Origin of the sequence: Pedobacter sp. UYP1 (genome assembly GCF_040547305.1) — a bacterium.
Classification (GTDB): domain Bacteria; phylum Bacteroidota; class Bacteroidia; order Sphingobacteriales; family Sphingobacteriaceae; genus Pedobacter.
Genome location: NZ_JBEPPL010000022.1, coordinates 40,729 through 57,676 on the forward strand (window position 1 = coordinate 40,729; position 16,948 = coordinate 57,676).

12 protein-coding genes are annotated in these 16,948 nt (G+C 38.9%); 4 read left to right on the top strand and 8 right to left on the bottom strand.

What is annotated here, in order from left to right:
• The first annotated feature begins 34 nt into the window (after positions 1 to 34).
• On the top strand, positions 35 to 4,813 hold the full coding sequence (locus ABIB30_RS25935; RefSeq protein ID WP_354305938.1) for a caspase family protein: 4,779 nt from the start codon (positions 35 to 37) through the stop codon (positions 4,811 to 4,813).
• 146 nt (positions 4,814 to 4,959) lie between these two features.
• Here the strand turns inward: ABIB30_RS25935 and ABIB30_RS25940 are convergent, their stop codons facing one another.
• Together ABIB30_RS25940 and ABIB30_RS25945 are read right to left on the bottom strand one after the other, a co-directional pair.
• On the bottom strand, positions 4,960 to 5,151 hold the full coding sequence (locus tag ABIB30_RS25940) for a phage integrase SAM-like domain-containing protein (RefSeq protein ID WP_354305939.1): 192 nt from the start codon (positions 5,149 to 5,151) through the stop codon (positions 4,960 to 4,962).
• The gene (locus ABIB30_RS25945) at positions 5,145 to 5,519 is read right to left on the bottom strand and encodes an Arm DNA-binding domain-containing protein (RefSeq protein WP_354305940.1); all 375 of its coding nucleotides are present in this window, start codon (positions 5,517 to 5,519) and stop codon (positions 5,145 to 5,147) included. Before ABIB30_RS25945 ends, ABIB30_RS25940 begins: the two co-directional genes overlap by 7 nt.
• A gap of 448 nt (positions 5,520 to 5,967) precedes the next feature.
• Here ABIB30_RS25945 and ABIB30_RS25950 point away from each other — a divergent pair, with 448 nt between their 5' ends.
• A complete protein-coding gene (locus tag ABIB30_RS25950; protein ID WP_354305941.1) occupies positions 5,968 to 6,315 on the top strand; it encodes a helix-turn-helix domain-containing protein in 348 nt (115 codons plus the stop codon).
• A 1-nt stretch (position 6,316) separates the two neighbouring features.
• Here ABIB30_RS25950 and ABIB30_RS25955 read toward each other — a convergent pair whose 3' ends face one another.
• From ABIB30_RS25955 to mnmE, 3 genes are all read right to left on the bottom strand, one after another.
• Positions 6,317 to 7,513 carry a site-specific integrase gene (locus tag ABIB30_RS25955; protein WP_354305942.1) on the bottom strand — a complete coding sequence of 399 codons (1,197 nt, stop codon included), beginning with the start codon at positions 7,511 to 7,513 and terminating at the stop codon, positions 6,317 to 6,319.
• Between the two features lie 3 nt (positions 7,514 to 7,516).
• On the bottom strand, positions 7,517 to 8,083 hold the full coding sequence (locus ABIB30_RS25960; protein ID WP_354305943.1) for a helix-turn-helix domain-containing protein: 567 nt from the start codon (positions 8,081 to 8,083) through the stop codon (positions 7,517 to 7,519).
• A 328-nt stretch (positions 8,084 to 8,411) separates the two neighbouring features.
• On the bottom strand, positions 8,412 to 9,782 hold the full coding sequence (mnmE, locus tag ABIB30_RS25965; RefSeq protein WP_068400661.1) for a tRNA uridine-5-carboxymethylaminomethyl(34) synthesis GTPase MnmE: 1,371 nt from the start codon (positions 9,780 to 9,782) through the stop codon (positions 8,412 to 8,414).
• Positions 9,783 to 9,877: 95 nt separating this feature from the next.
• Here mnmE and ABIB30_RS25970 point away from each other — a divergent pair, with 95 nt between their 5' ends.
• Positions 9,878 to 10,999, top strand: a complete 1,122-nt coding sequence (locus ABIB30_RS25970) for an AI-2E family transporter (protein ID WP_354305944.1) — start codon at positions 9,878 to 9,880, stop codon at positions 10,997 to 10,999.
• A gap of 75 nt (positions 11,000 to 11,074) precedes the next feature.
• Here ABIB30_RS25970 and ABIB30_RS25975 read toward each other — a convergent pair whose 3' ends face one another.
• From ABIB30_RS25975 to rocF, 3 genes are all read right to left on the bottom strand, one after another.
• Positions 11,075 to 12,418: a deoxyguanosinetriphosphate triphosphohydrolase gene (locus ABIB30_RS25975; protein ID WP_354305945.1), complete on the bottom strand. Its 1,344-nt coding sequence runs from the start codon at positions 12,416 to 12,418 to the stop codon at positions 11,075 to 11,077.
• A 178-nt stretch (positions 12,419 to 12,596) separates the two neighbouring features.
• Positions 12,597 to 14,378 carry an arginine--tRNA ligase gene (gene argS / locus ABIB30_RS25980; RefSeq protein WP_354305946.1) on the bottom strand — a complete coding sequence of 594 codons (1,782 nt, stop codon included), beginning with the start codon at positions 14,376 to 14,378 and terminating at the stop codon, positions 12,597 to 12,599.
• Positions 14,379 to 14,382: 4 nt separating this feature from the next.
• Positions 14,383 to 15,333: an arginase gene (gene rocF / locus ABIB30_RS25985; RefSeq protein WP_354305947.1), complete on the bottom strand. Its 951-nt coding sequence runs from the start codon at positions 15,331 to 15,333 to the stop codon at positions 14,383 to 14,385.
• Between the two features lie 102 nt (positions 15,334 to 15,435).
• Between rocF and ABIB30_RS25990 the strand changes: the two genes are divergently transcribed.
• A complete protein-coding gene (locus ABIB30_RS25990; protein ID WP_111635898.1) occupies positions 15,436 to 16,827 on the top strand; it encodes an arginine decarboxylase in 1,392 nt (463 codons plus the stop codon).
• Positions 16,828 to 16,948 lie beyond the last annotated feature (121 nt).

Here is a 16,948-nt window from a genome sequence, read left to right on the forward strand (position 1 = left end):
AATATGATTACATTTGTTAGATAAGCGCAACTCAATGCAAAGGGAAAGTTTTATTTTAGCTATAGGGATTGATAATTATCCCGGCCCTCATTTTGGGCCGTTGGATAATGCGAGCGGCGACGCTAAACGCTTTTCCGATCTGCTAGTTAGTCGCTATGGTTTCCAGGAGGTTATACCGCCACTGCTGAATGAACAAGCAACGCAGGAAAATATTACTAACGCCCTGGATGGCTTGGCCTTCCGGATCAGTAAAGAGGATAATCTGATTATTTACTTTGCCGGGCACGGCGGAAAAAACCCTACCAGCGATATCGGCTATTGGGTGCCTATTGATGAGGGGCAAAAAACATTTCAAAGGATTCAAAACAGCTACGTACTGGACTGTATCGAAGGAATAACCGCCAAACACATCATATTGATTTCCGACTCTTGTTTCTCGGGAACCCTATTAGAAAAGGATCGGGCAGGCAACCCCGACCTTTCCCATGAATATTTAGACAGTTTAAATTCCGGCTGGATACTGGTTTCCGGCGGCATTGAGAAAGTAACAGATGGCGAAAAAGGGAAAGGCACTCCATTCAATCAAACCATCTGCGAGTTTTTGGAAAAGAATATTCGCGCCAGCGTAGCCTCTGGAGAATTTTTTAATGAAGTGATCCGTATTACGCGTGAGCGCACACTACAGTCGCCAGGAGTTGCACCTATCAAGCGGGGCGAAATCCATCACGGCGGCCAAATGATCTTTAGGTTGAATGAAGCCAGCGACGGTGGAGGTATAAGCAGCATTAATAGAGCTGCTGTTGCCTATGTAAAGCCGGTATTCCCTATTCCAAACACTGCGTTACCAGCGGCGTACCTGTCACGCACACTGACGTATTACGACATTCAAAAGCCAGCAGTTACCTGGTTTTACGACCCGGAAGTTGGCGAACTGTTCTTAAAAGACGTTATAACAACTCAAAAAAGGACCGTCATTTTAGGAAGTGCCGGTTCAGGCAAGTCAATTGAATTGCTACAATTGATGAAAACATTGCAGGAAGCCGACGATAATGAATTGATCCCCATTTATAAGAAGTTCAATACCTATACCGACGAGGATATTGATAATTACCTTCCAGAAAATTGGCTTCAGGTAGATAAATCAGCCATGGTGTTATTTTTGGACGGGCTTGACGAGATCCAGCCGAAGTTCTTTGCAACAGCCTTACGAAAGCTGGGAACGTTTTCAGATCGTTATCCTCAAATAAGGATTGTGGTATCGTGCCGCGCCAATTTTTATGAATTACCTGATCCGAATTTCTCAGGCACCTTAAATGGTTATGCCGTTTATACTCTTAATGATATTTCGCTCGCACAGATAAAAAATTATGTTACCGATAAACACGGTATTGATGGAGATAAGTTTATTTATGCCATTTACGAACGAGGTTACCTTGACCTAGTACAAAAGCCCTATTTCCTAAATATCCTGGCAAATTACTTCTTAAAACACGGCAATTTTGATTCGGGCAGAGCTGCTATTCTGGAAGATGCGGTCAATCAATATGAATCGGCCAATAAACAACAGTACCATGCAACCGATATTCCTATAAAACATAGAGAGCTGTTGCCATTGCAGGAGAAGATCGCTTTTATACTGGAGCGCACCGGAAAAAATTTCATTGAAGACCAGGAGTTAACCGACATATTGACGAGGGACGAATTTGAAGCGGCTAAGTATCTTTCGGCGTTCAAATTGGAGCCGGATAAAAGGCAATGGCACTTTGAACACAATAATATTCAGGAATATCTTGCCTCCAGGGTGTTATCACGTCTACCTTTTGACGCGATGATGAATGTACTAACGGTTTCTTCGGCAGGTGAACAAAAGATCAAACCTAATTGGGTGAATACCCTCTCATTCCTAATTAGCATAGGCGAAAAGGAAAAAATTAAGCCATTGTTGGATTGGTTGATTGCTAATGACCCTGAGATCCTGGTGCGTTTTGACCCCGATAGGGTGCCAAAAGAAAACAGGATAGCATTATTCAAAGATATATTTCATTTCTACAGCCAGAAACAGGTTTGGCTTACATCTAATAAATTTTCAGATACTGACCTTGCACGTTTCGGGCATTTTGAAGAAGTGTTTATTTTCCTTCTGGCAATATTGAAAGATGGGGATGCTACACGGATAGATATTTTAAATGCCATTCATGTGTTATACAGGTTTGATATCAACAAGTTTGACGGCTATAAGGAGGAATTAAAAGAAACATTAATTTCGTTGATCAAACAACCAGATTTTAATAACAGCGATATATATACCGTCATCGGTACTTTATCTAAGTTAGGCATCGATGATCGGGAAACCATTGAGTACTTGTACCAACAGTTCGGACACCGGGAAAACCAATATTTAAGAGCCGCTCTTTACAAGATCATTGGTAATTCTGAGTTCCTGGATAATTATGTTAGGGTGTTTACAGGTGGGCTACGTATGAATGGCTTTAACTATCAAAGCGAAGACCGGGATTCAGTTACCCTGATGGATGAAGGCATGCAACTTAAAGAGGCTCTGGAAAAAATTAAAAAGCCAGCAGCAATAAAAGAACTGCTTACCATTATTGGCTGTGACATTAACACGGTACATCGCTTTTTTTCAGAATATAAAGAAAGCATGGACAAAATACTGCGCCACGTTTTTGATGCTTATATGGAAGACAAAAGTCTCTTTAAATTGATTGTTCAGTTTTATGCCAGGCAGGCTACCGAGACAAACAAGCCACATATTGAACAATTCCTGGCTTTTTTTGATAAAAACGGTATCAGGTGGGAAACAACTTTTTACCTGCTCAATGAGCCTTCGATTAGGAACTATGAAAAAAGTTCCGGCATTAGCGCGCTGGTAAATGAAAACGTAATCGATAACCTGGTCGCACAATATTTAAAAGGCGTTGTTTCCAAAGAAAGTCTTGAAAAAGTCTATATGGACTTCAAATGGAGAGAGGGTTACAACGGCGGTTATGATGCTATACTATCATATTTCAAAGAGCAGCTCTCCCAAACGGATATCGTTATTCAAAACGAACCCGAGATCGACCGCGCTAAACTATTCCGCGAAGCCGCCCAAAAAGGCTTCGATCTTTTGTTTAGTAAAGAGGCCTTCATTGCAGAAGTAAATCAAATATTTGATTTTTTTGAGAAAGATGAAATTATCGGCGAGGATTTACACTCATATAAAAATGGGGAATACGTTGATCTGAATCAACGATTTAGCACCTCCTCCGTCGACCTCATCAGGGAATTTACCTACCGCGGCGGCGTTGCCCAGAGGGAATACCTCAACCATTGGATGAATGAAAGCGAAGAATTCACCTATTTCCGAATTCAATTGATCAAGTCGCGACTGGCTGCTTTGCCGGAGTTGGTGATTTCTAATGAGCAAGAGCAATATATCAGGAACTGGAGTCAGGCAAAAGCACATACGGGAAGCCTGCTTTGGTATTTTATGAACCGGTTTAAAATAGAATTACCCATAGAGCGGCTGCTTACGTTTACGCAATATTATAATCAGGGTGATGAGATCAATATCGAAACTGGCGGGTTTATTGAACTGCTGGAGAAATTTGTACAGCCCAATGAGCTAAGGGAAAAAGTAGCGGCGAACTTAAATGATGGCATAGAGAATATTTTAACATGGACATCAAATGCAGGTTATGCATTGAGAAATGATCTTACCAAATCCTTCCCGTTGATATTGTCGCAAATGGAAGGTTTTAATGAGACCGAATACAAGTTTGCTGATTTACTTAAACTATGGTTCAGCAAAACGGGAGATACCAAGCGGCTTATTCAATTTGTTGCGAACACGAAATCGGAAAACATGAAAGAGCGCGCGATCCGATTACTGCTTGATTCTGGTGAGGAAAATGAATACCTCATAGGATATTTTACTACAATAACAGAAAGCGAGGCGGCCAGCGAAGAAGAAAAAATGGACGCGGCAAACCGGTTATTAAAACTGGGGATCATCGATGGTTTTTATATCATTGCCAATCACTTTTTGAAAAATCCAAGTCCCCTTTTTGATTTCAGGCGGCACTTGCGAAATATCAATTATACCATAGATCCCCAAGTTATTCCAGTGTTAGTGGACTTATTATACATCGGCAAACAGCCGGAATATAAAAAAGATGTATTCAATGACCTGGAAACGAAGGTGCTGGATACCCTGTTTGAAATAGGCGTGCAGTCAGCAGAAAATTTCAATATGGTCAAAGCTGCTATTGATAAATTTATCACGGCTAATAAAGGTAAACTTGCAAACATCAATTTCCTCCATTTTACGATAACGCGGATGCAGGAACAGTTAAGTCTTCGGCTCTCAAAAGAACTCAGCGTGAAAGAAGCATTGCAGGAGTTTCAATCATTGGACAAAACAGGGCCGGCGGAGGCTACCCAAGTTAATATTAAGGTAAAAAAGCTTATCATCAATAAAGGAATGAAAATTGGAAAAGTAGTTGCAGAGCAAGGCAGCCAGGTCAATATTGCAGATGTAATAAAAAAAATAGAATTTAATCCCGTTTTGAAGTCGGCAACAAAGGACGAATTTGAACGAATAAAGCAGTTGCTCGTTCAGCTGGATGATGACGAATTACGGTTAATTCAGTCTGAGGCGGAAACACTGCCCGCAAATTCTTCAGATCTCAAGATTTATGAAAACATCCGCGTACAGTTCGATAATTTCGCCGTAAAGCATGGGGTGCCTATTGTTGACGGCATCGCAGCCACTGCCTTATACGAGGTGCTAAAATCTATATTCAAATTTTAAGCGGTGGATCTTAATGAATAAGGAATGATATGACTAAGATGATTTAAGCGGTTCGATTTGCTGAATTAGATCTGCGATATTGACCTGCCCACCGTTTTCAGCCACCACCTTGTTAATTTGGAGGCTTGTTTCGACGTTCAGCGTGTTCATGGATATTCCGCACAAATGGGACCACCTAATGGTGCAATGTATCCAAGCATATATACACCAAAATCCGTAATAAACTTATTATCAACATTATCCAGATATATATCTTTCATTTTTCGTTTCTTTACTAAAAACTCCTGTAAATAACGTTCAGTAGAATAGTAATTTTTTAATGTACCTGGTTCTAGCAACTAGCAAGCTCGACATTATGATAGTTCATCAAAAAATTTAAAGAACAGAGATCTTTATCTCTCCCCTCTACTCTTGCTTTTATCAATTCAGCATTCACGGCTTTATTTTCATGCCTAAGATCATTGTAAGCGTTGTTGAGATTGTTAACTAAAAGACGCATCTTTTCTCTTACCATTAATTCCTCTGCTCCATTACCTGAAAGTGTTTGTTTGCCCTGATTCCAAGTTGACGTATACACCCGTTGCTTAGTTGAAATATCTGTAAATGCACCATCCACGGTAATTCTTGCGAATAGTGGGGCCTTTCCATTTTTAGCTTTGTCCTTTTTTAAGAAAAAAGAAACACTGAATGTGTGGGTACTTTTCATGCTTTAAACTGTTTTAAGCCCGTTTATGCCCCTTTATGCCCTCTCACGTTTTTTATTAAAATCAGAGGCAAAATTTAGAAGCAAAAAAGGCGGTAAAATAAAAAACTCAAACAGTGACTTTTACTTTTTATCGAAGGACAATTATAGCTGAAAAAAATAGGGTGTAGAATAGGGCATAAAAACCTTGATATTCTTTGCTTTTCTTTGATATGACTAAAACGAAAAAACCCCCTAAATATTGATATTTAGAGGGTTTTTGATAGAATTTGACATCTATGTTGTCTGGGTGGCAGGATGCTGTACTGACATTTTAATTATTTTTTTTCACTACTTAGATCCTCCTGAAATATCAGGGCCGATAGATTATTTTTGGGTACTACCTATTAGTGCTCAAACTATCTCAATATAGGCATCTATCTTGTTTCATTCTACAACAAAACAGATGCCCATGGAACCCTTTAATTTTGATAAACTTCCAGAAGTCGTACGTCAACTATTTGAAAAGGTAGAAGGTATTGAAGCATTGTTGAAAGAGCTCCAACCCAAAGAGGAAAACGAAAATGAATTAATGACGATTCAGGAAGCCGCAGATTTTCTAAAAATTACTGTGCCTGCATTATATGCTAAGGTTAGCCGTCATGATATCCCGGTGAATAAGCCTGGTCGAAGACTGTACTTCAATAAAAATGAATTAAGAAAATGGATTGCTTCTTCCAGGAAGAAAACAGTAATTGAATTGCGAAGGGAAGCTGAGGAGCGTATGAAAGCTATGGATAAACGAAGAAACTTCGTTTAAACTATGACTGATTTGAAATAAGCTCTTCGTTCCTGTGAACAATAAATTGGAATTTCACTTCTGGAGTCGTTTTCTCTTTGAAGTCTGGTGTTTTAAGGTTGATTCTATCTGCCGCAATTCTTTTGGTCTTGTCAACGATTTTTGCATAGATTTCGGTATTCTTAAATACCTTATGACCTAGCATTTTGGAAACTGTATAAATGTCTGTTCCCAATTCCAACTGAATAGTTGCAAATGTATGTCGAAAACTGTGGAAGGTGATATTCTTTACAATTCCAGCATTTCTAAGCCAATTAATAAAAAAGGTACGGAGCTTGGAGTACTTTAAACCTAAGAAAACAAGTTCCTCATGCTCTCCTCTTTCCCCCGTAAAAGCTACGGCTTGGTCAGAGATCGGCAAAATTTCTGCACTTTCTGTCTTTTCTTGTGAGAATTGCAAATGATATTCTCCTGGTTTACCTCGGACTTCTGACCATTTCAGACTTTGAACATCTGAAAAGCGTAATCCTGTAAGTCCAGAGAACAGCGATGCTCTTTTCATTAGCGTCGAACTGGACGGGGTATCGAAAAGTAATTGCAATTCTTCCAGAGTAAGGCGTTCACGATGAGTTTCTTTGGGGCTGATTGGCTTAACAAGAGCGTGAAGATCCTGACTGATGTATCCCTTTTTATAAGCGATCCGAAGAACTGCCCTAAACTTTGCATAATAACTAACTGCTGAATTTCTTTGAATAGGTCTTCCCCACCTGCTAATCCCTGGCCCACTTAGCAAATAATTTTTAAAATCCTCACACAAAAAATCAGTGACTTCCGGAAACCTAAGATCATGCCCGGCAAAGGCAATGAAATATCTTACACCCATTGCCCAGTTATCGGAGTCTGATTTTTGTTTTTTCCGGGCTTCTATTTTAAAAAAATCAATGAAACCAGAATCTCTCATAGCGTCGGATAGAAAGCCGTATTTGCGATTTTGTATATCAAGCTGTCTTTGACTGCATACAGTACGGGCAAGGATCATAGTTTCCTTATTATGTTCCCGTTCCCATTGATCGGCTGGGCTATCAAAGATATATAGTTTGAGCGTTTCAAAACGCTTTAGATTTCCGTTAATTGGGTTCTTTAAAGGTGGGTAATAGTCTAAAATCAGACTATGTCTGTTTTTAGTAATAGCTTTTTTACGTAGGGTGACTTTAGACATAACTTAACGGTTTTGGTTAAAAATGCTGTGGAGGTCGGATTTCAGGACATAGGTGTACCAGCCATTTTGAAATTTGTTGAGGTTGTTTCTTTTGATCAGATCATAAAGAGCTTTTTCAGAACAGTTAAATTGATCTTGCGCCTCTGCCATTGTGTAACAATATTTTGGATGAGGATTCTTTTTGGGTTTCTCTCTTGTTGTGACTTCAAATTGCGGTTGTTCAAATATTTTATCAATTTCTGTTCTTTTAATAATGGTTTTTCTGCTACTGAGCCTCACTGCTTTAATTTTACCACTTTGAAGAATATTATATAAGGTTTTGGTGCAGAGTCCCAAGAGTTGGGCGGCTTGTTTAATGGTTAAGAACTCTATTAAGACCGGATGGTTTATAACTGAAGTTAGATTTTCTTTAACTTGTGCATCGGATACTTTGATCTTTGTGTCACGGATCTTTTGTTTAGCATATCTACCATTGCATCTTGGGCTGCAGAACCTCGTTACAGTGGTTTTCGCCCTGAACGATTTTCCGCAATATTCACATATTCTTTGGATGTTGATGTTTGAACTCATTGCCTTATTTTCTGTTCTTTCTCATTATCCTGCCGACACCTTTTTTTAGCTTAAATCATCGGTAGTTATCTCTCCCTTAATTCACCCTTTTTAGGGTAGTTAAGAAGAAATAAGAGGAATTAAGGGTAATTAGATGCCATTAAGCGCAATGTTTTACCCTGTGTTTTTTTGAGGGCAAAATTTTGCGCTTGAGGTACAAATGAGGAACAAATGTGTGAAAAACTATGGCAACTATCCAAGAATTTGGACAAAAGAAATACACATAATTTATTAACAATAAGCTACTTACTACTCAATACTTAACATGATTATTCGTAATTATACAAGGTTACTTCCCAATACAGAACTTGCTAAATATATTATCCAGTAAATCATCAGTAGTAACCTTCCCGGTAATTTCCCCCAAATAATAAAGCGCCTGTTTAATATCAGTCGCCAAAAAATCCGAAGTAACCGGATTAATCAGACCTTGCGAAACGCTATCCAACGACTCCTGCGTCTTCCTCAACGCTTCCACATGCCTGATATTCGTAACCATTGTATGATTCTCCGACAACTTGTCCCCTATTACAGTCTCATACAGCAACTCTTTCAACTCCTCTACATTTTGATTTTCCTTCGCGGATATCCCGATAAACTTAATCTCTGAAGGCAAATTTAACTCCTTTAACCTGTCACTAAATGACAAATCAATCTTATTCGCTACTGCAATAAAAGCTAACCCTGGTTTGTATAAACTTGCAATATCGTCCCTAATCTCGTTCGCGGTTAAATTCAGCACATCGAATAAATAAACTAAAACAGCAGACTGACTAATCTTTAACATCGTCTTCTCTACTCCTATCGCTTCTATCGTGTCTGTAGCTTCGCGTATGCCCGCCGTATCAATTAATCTAAAGTTGATACCATTGATATTTAAAACTTCTTCTATCGTATCCCTTGTCGTTCCTGCAATCTCACTGACAATTGCCCTGTCCTCATTTAACAACGCATTCAATAACGTAGATTTACCCGCATTCGGTCTGCCTGCAATCACTGTATTGATGCCTTCCTTAATCACATTCCCCAATTCAAAAGAACGGATCAGCTTATTCAATACTATCGTAATCTTATTAATTAATTCCTGCAACTGATCTCTGTTTGCAAACTCAACATCCTCTTCAGAAAAATCAAGTTCCAATTCAATCATAGAAGCAAAATGGATCAACTGTTCACGCAAAACATTTAATTCCGTACTAAAACCTCCCCTTAACTGATTCATCGCGACACTATGTGCAGCCTGTGAATCTGAAGAAATTAAATCAGCTACAGCTTCCGCCTGAGATAAATCCATCGCACCATTTAAAAACGCTCTTAAAGTGAATTCTCCTGGTTTCGCTGCCGAAGCACCTTTTTTTATCAATAAATTAATAATCTGCTGAATGATATAATTTGACCCGTGGCAAGAGATCTCTACCACGTTTTCTTTCGTGTAAGACTTAGGGCCCACGAACAAACTTACCACGACTTCATCAATCACGATGTCACCATCTTTAATCAATCCAAAATGCAGTGTATGTGTAGGTTGGCTCAACAGATCCTTTCCGCTAAATACGGAATTTGCGATCGCAATAGCATCTTTCCCAGATAAACGGATCACGCCAATGGCACCCGCTCCAGGTGGGGTTGATAAAGCTACTATTGTTTCATTTGTAATCATAACGGACAGAACTTAGTTTAAGATTGCGTAAAAATACCCAAACATTTGCTATCTTTTCATGTTTAACCCTTGAAAATTAACATTTACATTACAATATGAAAGAATTACCGCTCACTGTCAAGCGATCAATTGAGTTACTAGGTCTGGTGCTTATCGGTGCCTTATTCGTCGTTGCCAGTGATATTATAATGCCTGTTATCATGGCATTCTTTATCAGTATCATGCTGTTGCCTGTTTATCGCTGGCTAAGGAAATATAAAGTTCCGGAAATCATCGCAATCGTCTTTCCTATTTTACTGGTCGTAATTTTCATAGGCATCATCGCCTGGTTTTTCACCGCACAAGTAGGTAATCTGGTTTCAGATTTTCCCGAAATCAAGAAAAACGTGGCCCAGCATCTAAAATCGTTAAGTGAATGGATAAGTAGTGTAAGTCACTATTCACCTACTGAACAACTTACTTTTATTAATAAAAAGAGCAACGACCTGTTAAATATGGCCGGAGGAATGGCAAGTGGCGCAGCTTTGACATTGAGCTCGGTATTTGTCTTTGTAGGGCTTCTGCCAATTTATATTTACCTGATGCTTTTCTATAAAGACATCTTATTACGCTTCGTGTTTATGTGGTTTAAAACTCCTGATCACCCGAAAGTTAAAGAAGCTATCTATGAAACTGAATCTATTATCAAAAATTACCTGGTAGGCCTATTGATACAAATCACTTATATGACTGTCCTTTTAGGTGGCTTACTGATGCTTTTTGGCATCCAGCACGCCTTATTAATTGGGATTATCTTCGCCATACTAAACCTGATCCCTTATGTCGGGGCTTTAATCGGAAACATTATCGGTGTACTTTTAACTGTAACCGCTTCCACTTCCCTCGCTCCTGTAATTACAGTTTTAGCTGTTATTGCAGCTGTTCAATTCTTAGATAATAATATCCTGATGCCAAGGATTGTCGGTTCAAAAGTGAAGATCAACGCTTTAGTCGCAATCTTGGGTGTAGTAATTGGAGGTAGTGTTGCAGGAGTGTCCGGGATGTTCCTGGCTATGCCGCTCATCGCAGTACTTAAAGTTATTTTCGACCGGACAGAATCATTTAAACAATGGGGTGTATTATTTGGTGATGAAAGACCTGCGAAAAGTCCAATGACTTTTCCTATCTTCAGACGCAAAGGAAATGTAAAACTAACCTCTGGAACACAGAAAGATTAAATAACGATATTAAAATTTGTTGCTAAATTTTAAAAACAAGAAACCCCGGGAGTGAATGCCTCGGGGTTTTCTTTTTTAACTCATTGAAGGAAAAGAGATTCCCTTTATTTTTCTAAACATCTCAACAGCGTATATATCAGTCATACCAGATACGAAATCCAGTACGCATAATATCTTTGTATAGTCGTCAGTGGCTTTGGTCTTAAACTGATTTGGAATTAATTCTACTAATTTCCGGTGATACTTAGATTCATTGTTCAAATAAGCAGGAATAAATTCCTCCAGTAAACCGCCCATTACCTTATAACCCGCAACCTCAATCTGTACAACAGAAGAATAATTGTAAATCTTTTTAATAGAGATACGCTCAATATACTTCATGATAGACAAGAAAGGCTCTTGAATAGCATCCAGCAAACTCTTATTGAAATCACCGCTTAAAATGGCTTCCTGATTGTTATAAAATACCTGTGAACACTGTCCAATCAAAGTACTGATTGACTTTGCGCGCATCAGCGTAATTTTAGCATCATCATCCTCCATCTCCGCTAAACGCTCAGGCAATTTAACATCATTACATAGCGGCAATAATAAATTTTCTACCTCTTGATAAGTCAGGATTTTCAAACGATGTGCATCTTCCAGATCAATGATATTATAACAAATATCATCTGCAGCTTCTACCAGGTAAACCAAAGGGTGACGCTTATAAACTAGCGGCTCATCCGAAACTTTGATCAGTCCCATTTCTTCCGCTATCTTCTTAAACCCGCTTTGTTCTGCCTGAAAGAAACCATATTTCTTCGTATAGATATTGGTTTTATCATGTCCTGCGATAGAGGCACAAGGATACTTTGCAATAGAAGCCAGTGTAGCATAGGTCAAAGCAAAGCCCCCGGTCCCTTTTCCGGCAAAAGCATGTGTCAATATCCGCAAAGCATTGGCATTCCCTTCAAAATTGATCAGATCCTGCCATTCGGCCTCAGTTACCCTATCTTGATAGATCTTTCCATCTCCTGTGGTAAAATAATGAGAAATAGCAGACTCTCCGGAATGTCCGAAGGCCGGATTTCCAAGATCATGTGCCAGGCAAGCCGAAGCGATTATATTACCAATTTCGGCAAGTAATGGAATAGTTTCATCTACATTCGGATCGATTTCTTTAATTCTGTTGTAAAAGATAGTACCTAATGACCGGCCTACACTCGCAACTTCCAAACTATGAGTCAGCCTGTTATGAACAAATACGCTCCCCGGTAAAGGAAATACCTGTGTTTTGTTTTGCAGCCTTCTGAAAGGAGAAGAAAAGATAATCCTGTCATAATCACGTTGAAACTCAGATCTGGCTTCTTTTTCGTTGCCAGCAAAGCGATCTTCATTTCCCCACCTTTTGGCAGACAATAATTTTTTCCAATTCATAAATTGATCAAATGATTAGCTGCAATATTACAGCAAATTATAACGCAAAAAAAAGAGGGACTGTTAAAAATACACTGCCCCAAAAAGTTAGACACTATTTAGGGCAGTGTATTTTTAACAGTCTCTCTTTTATATTTTCAATTCAAAATTTAATGTTTATTAGCAAAAAAATAACTGATTACATTCTTTCAGGAACTTCAATTCCTAAAATACGCATACCAGATTTAAGCACATTTGCAGTTACCCAGCTCAGATTTAACCTGTGTTGTTTAAGCGCTTCATCTTCTTCCTTCACAATTGGCGGGATCTCATGATAAAACTTATTAAACATCTTAGCTACTTCATAAATATAGTTCGCCAGCGTAGCCGGACTAAACGCTTTAGCGGAAGAAGCAATCTCAGCAGGATATCTTGATAATAATATGATCATTTCCAGTTCAGTCGCTGATAAAGCGATGTCCTTAGAAACATGCTGTCCATGCTTATATTCAGCTTTGCTTAACAGAGATTTAATCCTTGCATGCGTATATTGGATAAACGGCCCTGTATTTCCCTGGAAATCGATAGATTCAGCAGGATCAAATAACAAACGCTTCTTAGGTTCAACCTTCAGCAGGAAGTATTTCAAAGCACCCATTCCAATTTTATAGTAAAGGCTTTCTTTCTCTTCTTCACTGAAATGATCCACTTTACCCAATGCTTCAGTTTTCTGTTTAGCTGTAGCGATCATTTCCGCTATCAAATCATCCGCATCAACTACTGTACCTTCACGTGATTTCATTTTGCCACTTGGCAGATCTACCATTCCATATGATAAATGATATAATCCTTTTGCCCAGCTCTTGCCTAACTTATCTAAAATCAGGAACAGAACTTTAAAATGATAGTCCTGCTCATTACCTACTACATAAATAGATTCATCCATTTTGAAATCGTCATACTTCATTTGTGCAGTACCCAGATCCTGAGTGATATAAACTGAAGTTCCATCCGCACGAAGTACCAATTTCTGATCCAGCCCGTCTTCTGTCAGATCGATCCAGACAGAACCATCCGGTTTCTTAAAGAAAACTCCTTTAGCCAAACCTTCTTCAACGGTATCTTTTCCTAATAAATAAGTGTTACTTTCATAATAATACTGATCAAAATCAACACCCAGGTTTTTATAACTTACAGCGAAGCCATCATAAACCCATCCGTTCATTTTCTTCCACAAAGAGATGACCTCTTCATCACCAGCTTCCCAGGCTAATAACATCGCCTGAGCTTCCTTGATTAAAGGCGCATTCTTTTTACCTTCATCTTCAGTCTGACCAGCTTCCTTCAATGCTTCGATTTCCTTTTTATATTCTTTATCGAAAATCACATAATACTTACCAACCAGGTGATCACCTTTTAAACCAGAGCTTTCAGGTGTTTCACCATTGCCCCATTTCTGCCAGGCCAGCATAGACTTACAGATATGGATACCTCTGTCGTTCACTAAATTAACTTTATACACCTCTGATCCACTAGCTTTTAACAGTTCAGAAACAGAATAACCTAATAAGTTGTTACGAACATGCCCAAGGTGAAGTGGTTTATTTGTATTGGGTGAAGAATATTCGACCATTACTTTTTTACCATTTGATGGAATAGTACCGAAACTCTCTTTTAGCAAGTCAGTCTGGAAAAGATCAACCCAGTAAGAGCTCACGATGCTCAGGTTTAAGAATCCTTTAACCACGTTAAACGCAGTTATTTCTTCAATATGCTCCTTAAGGTATTCTCCAAGGTCATTCGCGGTTGCTTCAGGTGATTTTTTAGAAAAGCGGACTACAGGAAACACAACGATCGTTATTTCTCCTTCAAATTCGCTGCGCGTATCCTGAAGATTAACTTGTGCTTCAGGTAAATCCTGATTGTATAGTTCTTTGACCGCATTGATGGTCGCAGTAATAATATGTTGTTGGATATTCATAATTCTATTCGTTTCTAAAGGCATTCGTTGCCTTAATTAAAATTTCAAATGCATGCTCAGCCATTTGATTCTCCCTGTCAAGGGTCGGGTTAACTTCTACTATCTCAAAACAACATACCTTTTGATAAGCAAGGAATCTGGACATTAATCCACCAGCCTCACGCTCAGTAAGCCCCTGAGCTACGGGAGTTCCGGTACCTCTTGAAGCCGTAGGGTCCATAGAATCCACATCAAATGACACATAAATCAGATCACACTGATCCAGGTATTGCATCGTTTCAATGACGATTCGTTCTACTCCTCTTTTCCGGACATCAGCAGTGCTGTATAACTTTACCTTATTTTTCTTCAGTAAATTTTCTTCCGGTTTCTCCATATCCCGGGCAGAAATCAGCACAAGATCGCTATAACTAATCTTCGGTGCAATTTTACCGACGTTTTTTAACTGATACCAGTAATTAAGAGTTTCCTGATCAAGTTCATTAACTTTAGCATCAAGATTGTCCTCATCAAGTACCATTGCAAGTGGCATTCCGTGCATATTTCCAGACGGAGTAGTATAAGGAGAGTGCATATCTGAGTGTGCATCGATCCAAATTACCCCTAATTTTGATTTAGGGAAAGCTTTTTTTATTCCTGTAATCGTTCCCGCAGCAGTACTGTGGTCACCCGCCAGCACAATTGGGAATTCATTTCGGCCTAATGTTTCAGTTACTTCATCCGCAACCCTTTCTACCATTGTCAAAATGCCAGAAATCCGCTTAGCGAATGGACTACCCGTGTTTTCAAGTAATAAATGGTTCTCATTCGGAACCTCAACTGACTTATGTTTCTTAAAAAACCTACTACCAAAATCCAGGGCGGCAATCTTTATCGCGTCAACGCCCAGGCTAGCACCACGTGTACCTGCGCCCAACTCCGACTTAACTTCTATAATCTTTAAGCTCTTCGTCATAAAATAAAATTACCAGTGTATTTTAAAGTGTTTATCTTTGGCACCAAAATTAACTCATTTTAATTTGTCAACCCTTTAAATAATTGTTCAAAAATATAAAAAATGCAGAGTTACTCCGAATTTCTTGATCTAAGTGTAGGTTTTCCTCAAGAAGGATACAGTGTCATCGATGACGAACTATACTTTCAGGATCTGAATTTAATGGAAATGATTGAGACTTATGGTACGCCATTACGTTTCACTTATCTTCCGATGATCACTAAAAAAATCCAACAGGCGAAACTGTTGTTTCAGACCGCGATCATCAAGAACAATTACCGTGGAGATTATAAGTATTGCTATTGTACAAAAAGTTCTCACTTCAGACACATCGTCGAAGAAGCTTTAAAAAATGGCATCCACTTAGAGACATCGTCCGCGTTCGATATGCCGATGATTGAGGCCCTTGAGAAAAAAGGCGCCCTTACCAAAGACATTACCGTTATCTGTAACGGTTTTAAGACTTATCAGTACAAACAATATATCATTGATATGTTGCATGATGGGTACAAGAACATCATTCCTGTGTTAGACAACAAAGAGGAATTCAACCTTTTTGATGACGAAGTAGAATTGGAAACACCTTGTAATTTAGGTATCCGTATTGCAGCAGAAGAGCAGCCGGATTCACAATTCTATACCTCACGTTTAGGTGTACGTATGGAAGATGTAATCGACTTCTACAACAACAAAATTTCTGCTAATCCTAACTTCAGAGTTAAATTACTGCATTTCTTTATCAATTCAGGAATTACGGATTCTCCGTACTACTGGAATGAGCTGGAGAAATACGTAACCTTATACTGTAAATTCAAGAAAATTAATCCTGAGCTGGATACTTTAGACATTGGTGGTGGTATGCCATTCAAAGATTCTTTAGTATTTGATTTCGATTATGAATACATGGTGAACGAAATCGTTAAACGTATCAAAGAAATTTGTGCAGAACACGATGTAGTAGAACCAGATATCATTACTGAGTTCGGTAAATACACAGTAGCAGAAGCTTCCGGTATCCTATACAAAGTATTAGGACGTAAACAACAGAATGACCGTGAAAAATGGTTAATGCTGGATGGTTCTTTCATTACGAATCTTCCTGATGTATGGGCTTTAAACCAAAAATACATTCTTTTACCAATCAATAACTGGGATGCTGAATACGAAAGAGTGAATCTTGGTGGTATTACCTGCGATGGTCAGGATTATTATAACCAGGAAGCGCATATGAACTCTGTATTCATGCCGAAAACGCGTAAAGTACAATACCTTGGTTTCTTCAATACTGGAGCTTATCAGGAAGTACTGAGCGGATACGGTGGAATTCATCATTGTCTTTTACCAAGCCCTAAGCATGTGATTATCCGTCGCAACCGTGATGAGACGTTCAACTTTGAGGTATTTGGAGAAGAGCAAAACAGCAAGCAAGTATTAAAGATCCTGGGTTACACCTAGCCCCGGATTACGATAAGAAATACCAAATCCCGTTCGCAAGAGCGGGATTTTTTTTGGCTTATAAAAAAATATCCTCAGCTATCCCTGCCTTCTAAAGCCAAAAATATATTGCAACAAAACG

Excerpts from the sequence above, each read along its gene's own strand:
- ABIB30_RS25935 (WP_354305938.1), top strand. The coding sequence starts at position 35 with ATGCAAAGGGAAAGTTTTATTTTAGCTATAGGGATTGATAATTATCCC.
- ABIB30_RS25945 (WP_354305940.1), bottom strand. The coding sequence starts at position 5,519 with ATGAAAAGTACCCACACATTCAGTGTTTCTTTTTTCTTAAAAAAGGAC.
- ABIB30_RS25950 (WP_354305941.1), top strand. The coding sequence starts at position 5,968 with ATGGAACCCTTTAATTTTGATAAACTTCCAGAAGTCGTACGTCAACTA.
- ABIB30_RS25955 (WP_354305942.1), bottom strand. The coding sequence starts at position 7,513 with ATGTCTAAAGTCACCCTACGTAAAAAAGCTATTACTAAAAACAGACAT.
- ABIB30_RS25960 (WP_354305943.1), bottom strand. The coding sequence starts at position 8,083 with ATGAGTTCAAACATCAACATCCAAAGAATATGTGAATATTGCGGAAAA.
- mnmE (WP_068400661.1), bottom strand. The coding sequence starts at position 9,782 with ATGATTACAAATGAAACAATAGTAGCTTTATCAACCCCACCTGGAGCG.
- ABIB30_RS25970 (WP_354305944.1), top strand. The coding sequence starts at position 9,878 with ATGAAAGAATTACCGCTCACTGTCAAGCGATCAATTGAGTTACTAGGT.
- ABIB30_RS25975 (WP_354305945.1), bottom strand. The coding sequence starts at position 12,418 with ATGAATTGGAAAAAATTATTGTCTGCCAAAAGGTGGGGAAATGAAGAT.
- argS (WP_354305946.1), bottom strand. The coding sequence starts at position 14,378 with ATGAATATCCAACAACATATTATTACTGCGACCATCAATGCGGTCAAA.
- rocF (WP_354305947.1), bottom strand. The coding sequence starts at position 15,333 with ATGACGAAGAGCTTAAAGATTATAGAAGTTAAGTCGGAGTTGGGCGCA.
- ABIB30_RS25990 (WP_111635898.1), top strand. The coding sequence starts at position 15,436 with ATGCAGAGTTACTCCGAATTTCTTGATCTAAGTGTAGGTTTTCCTCAA.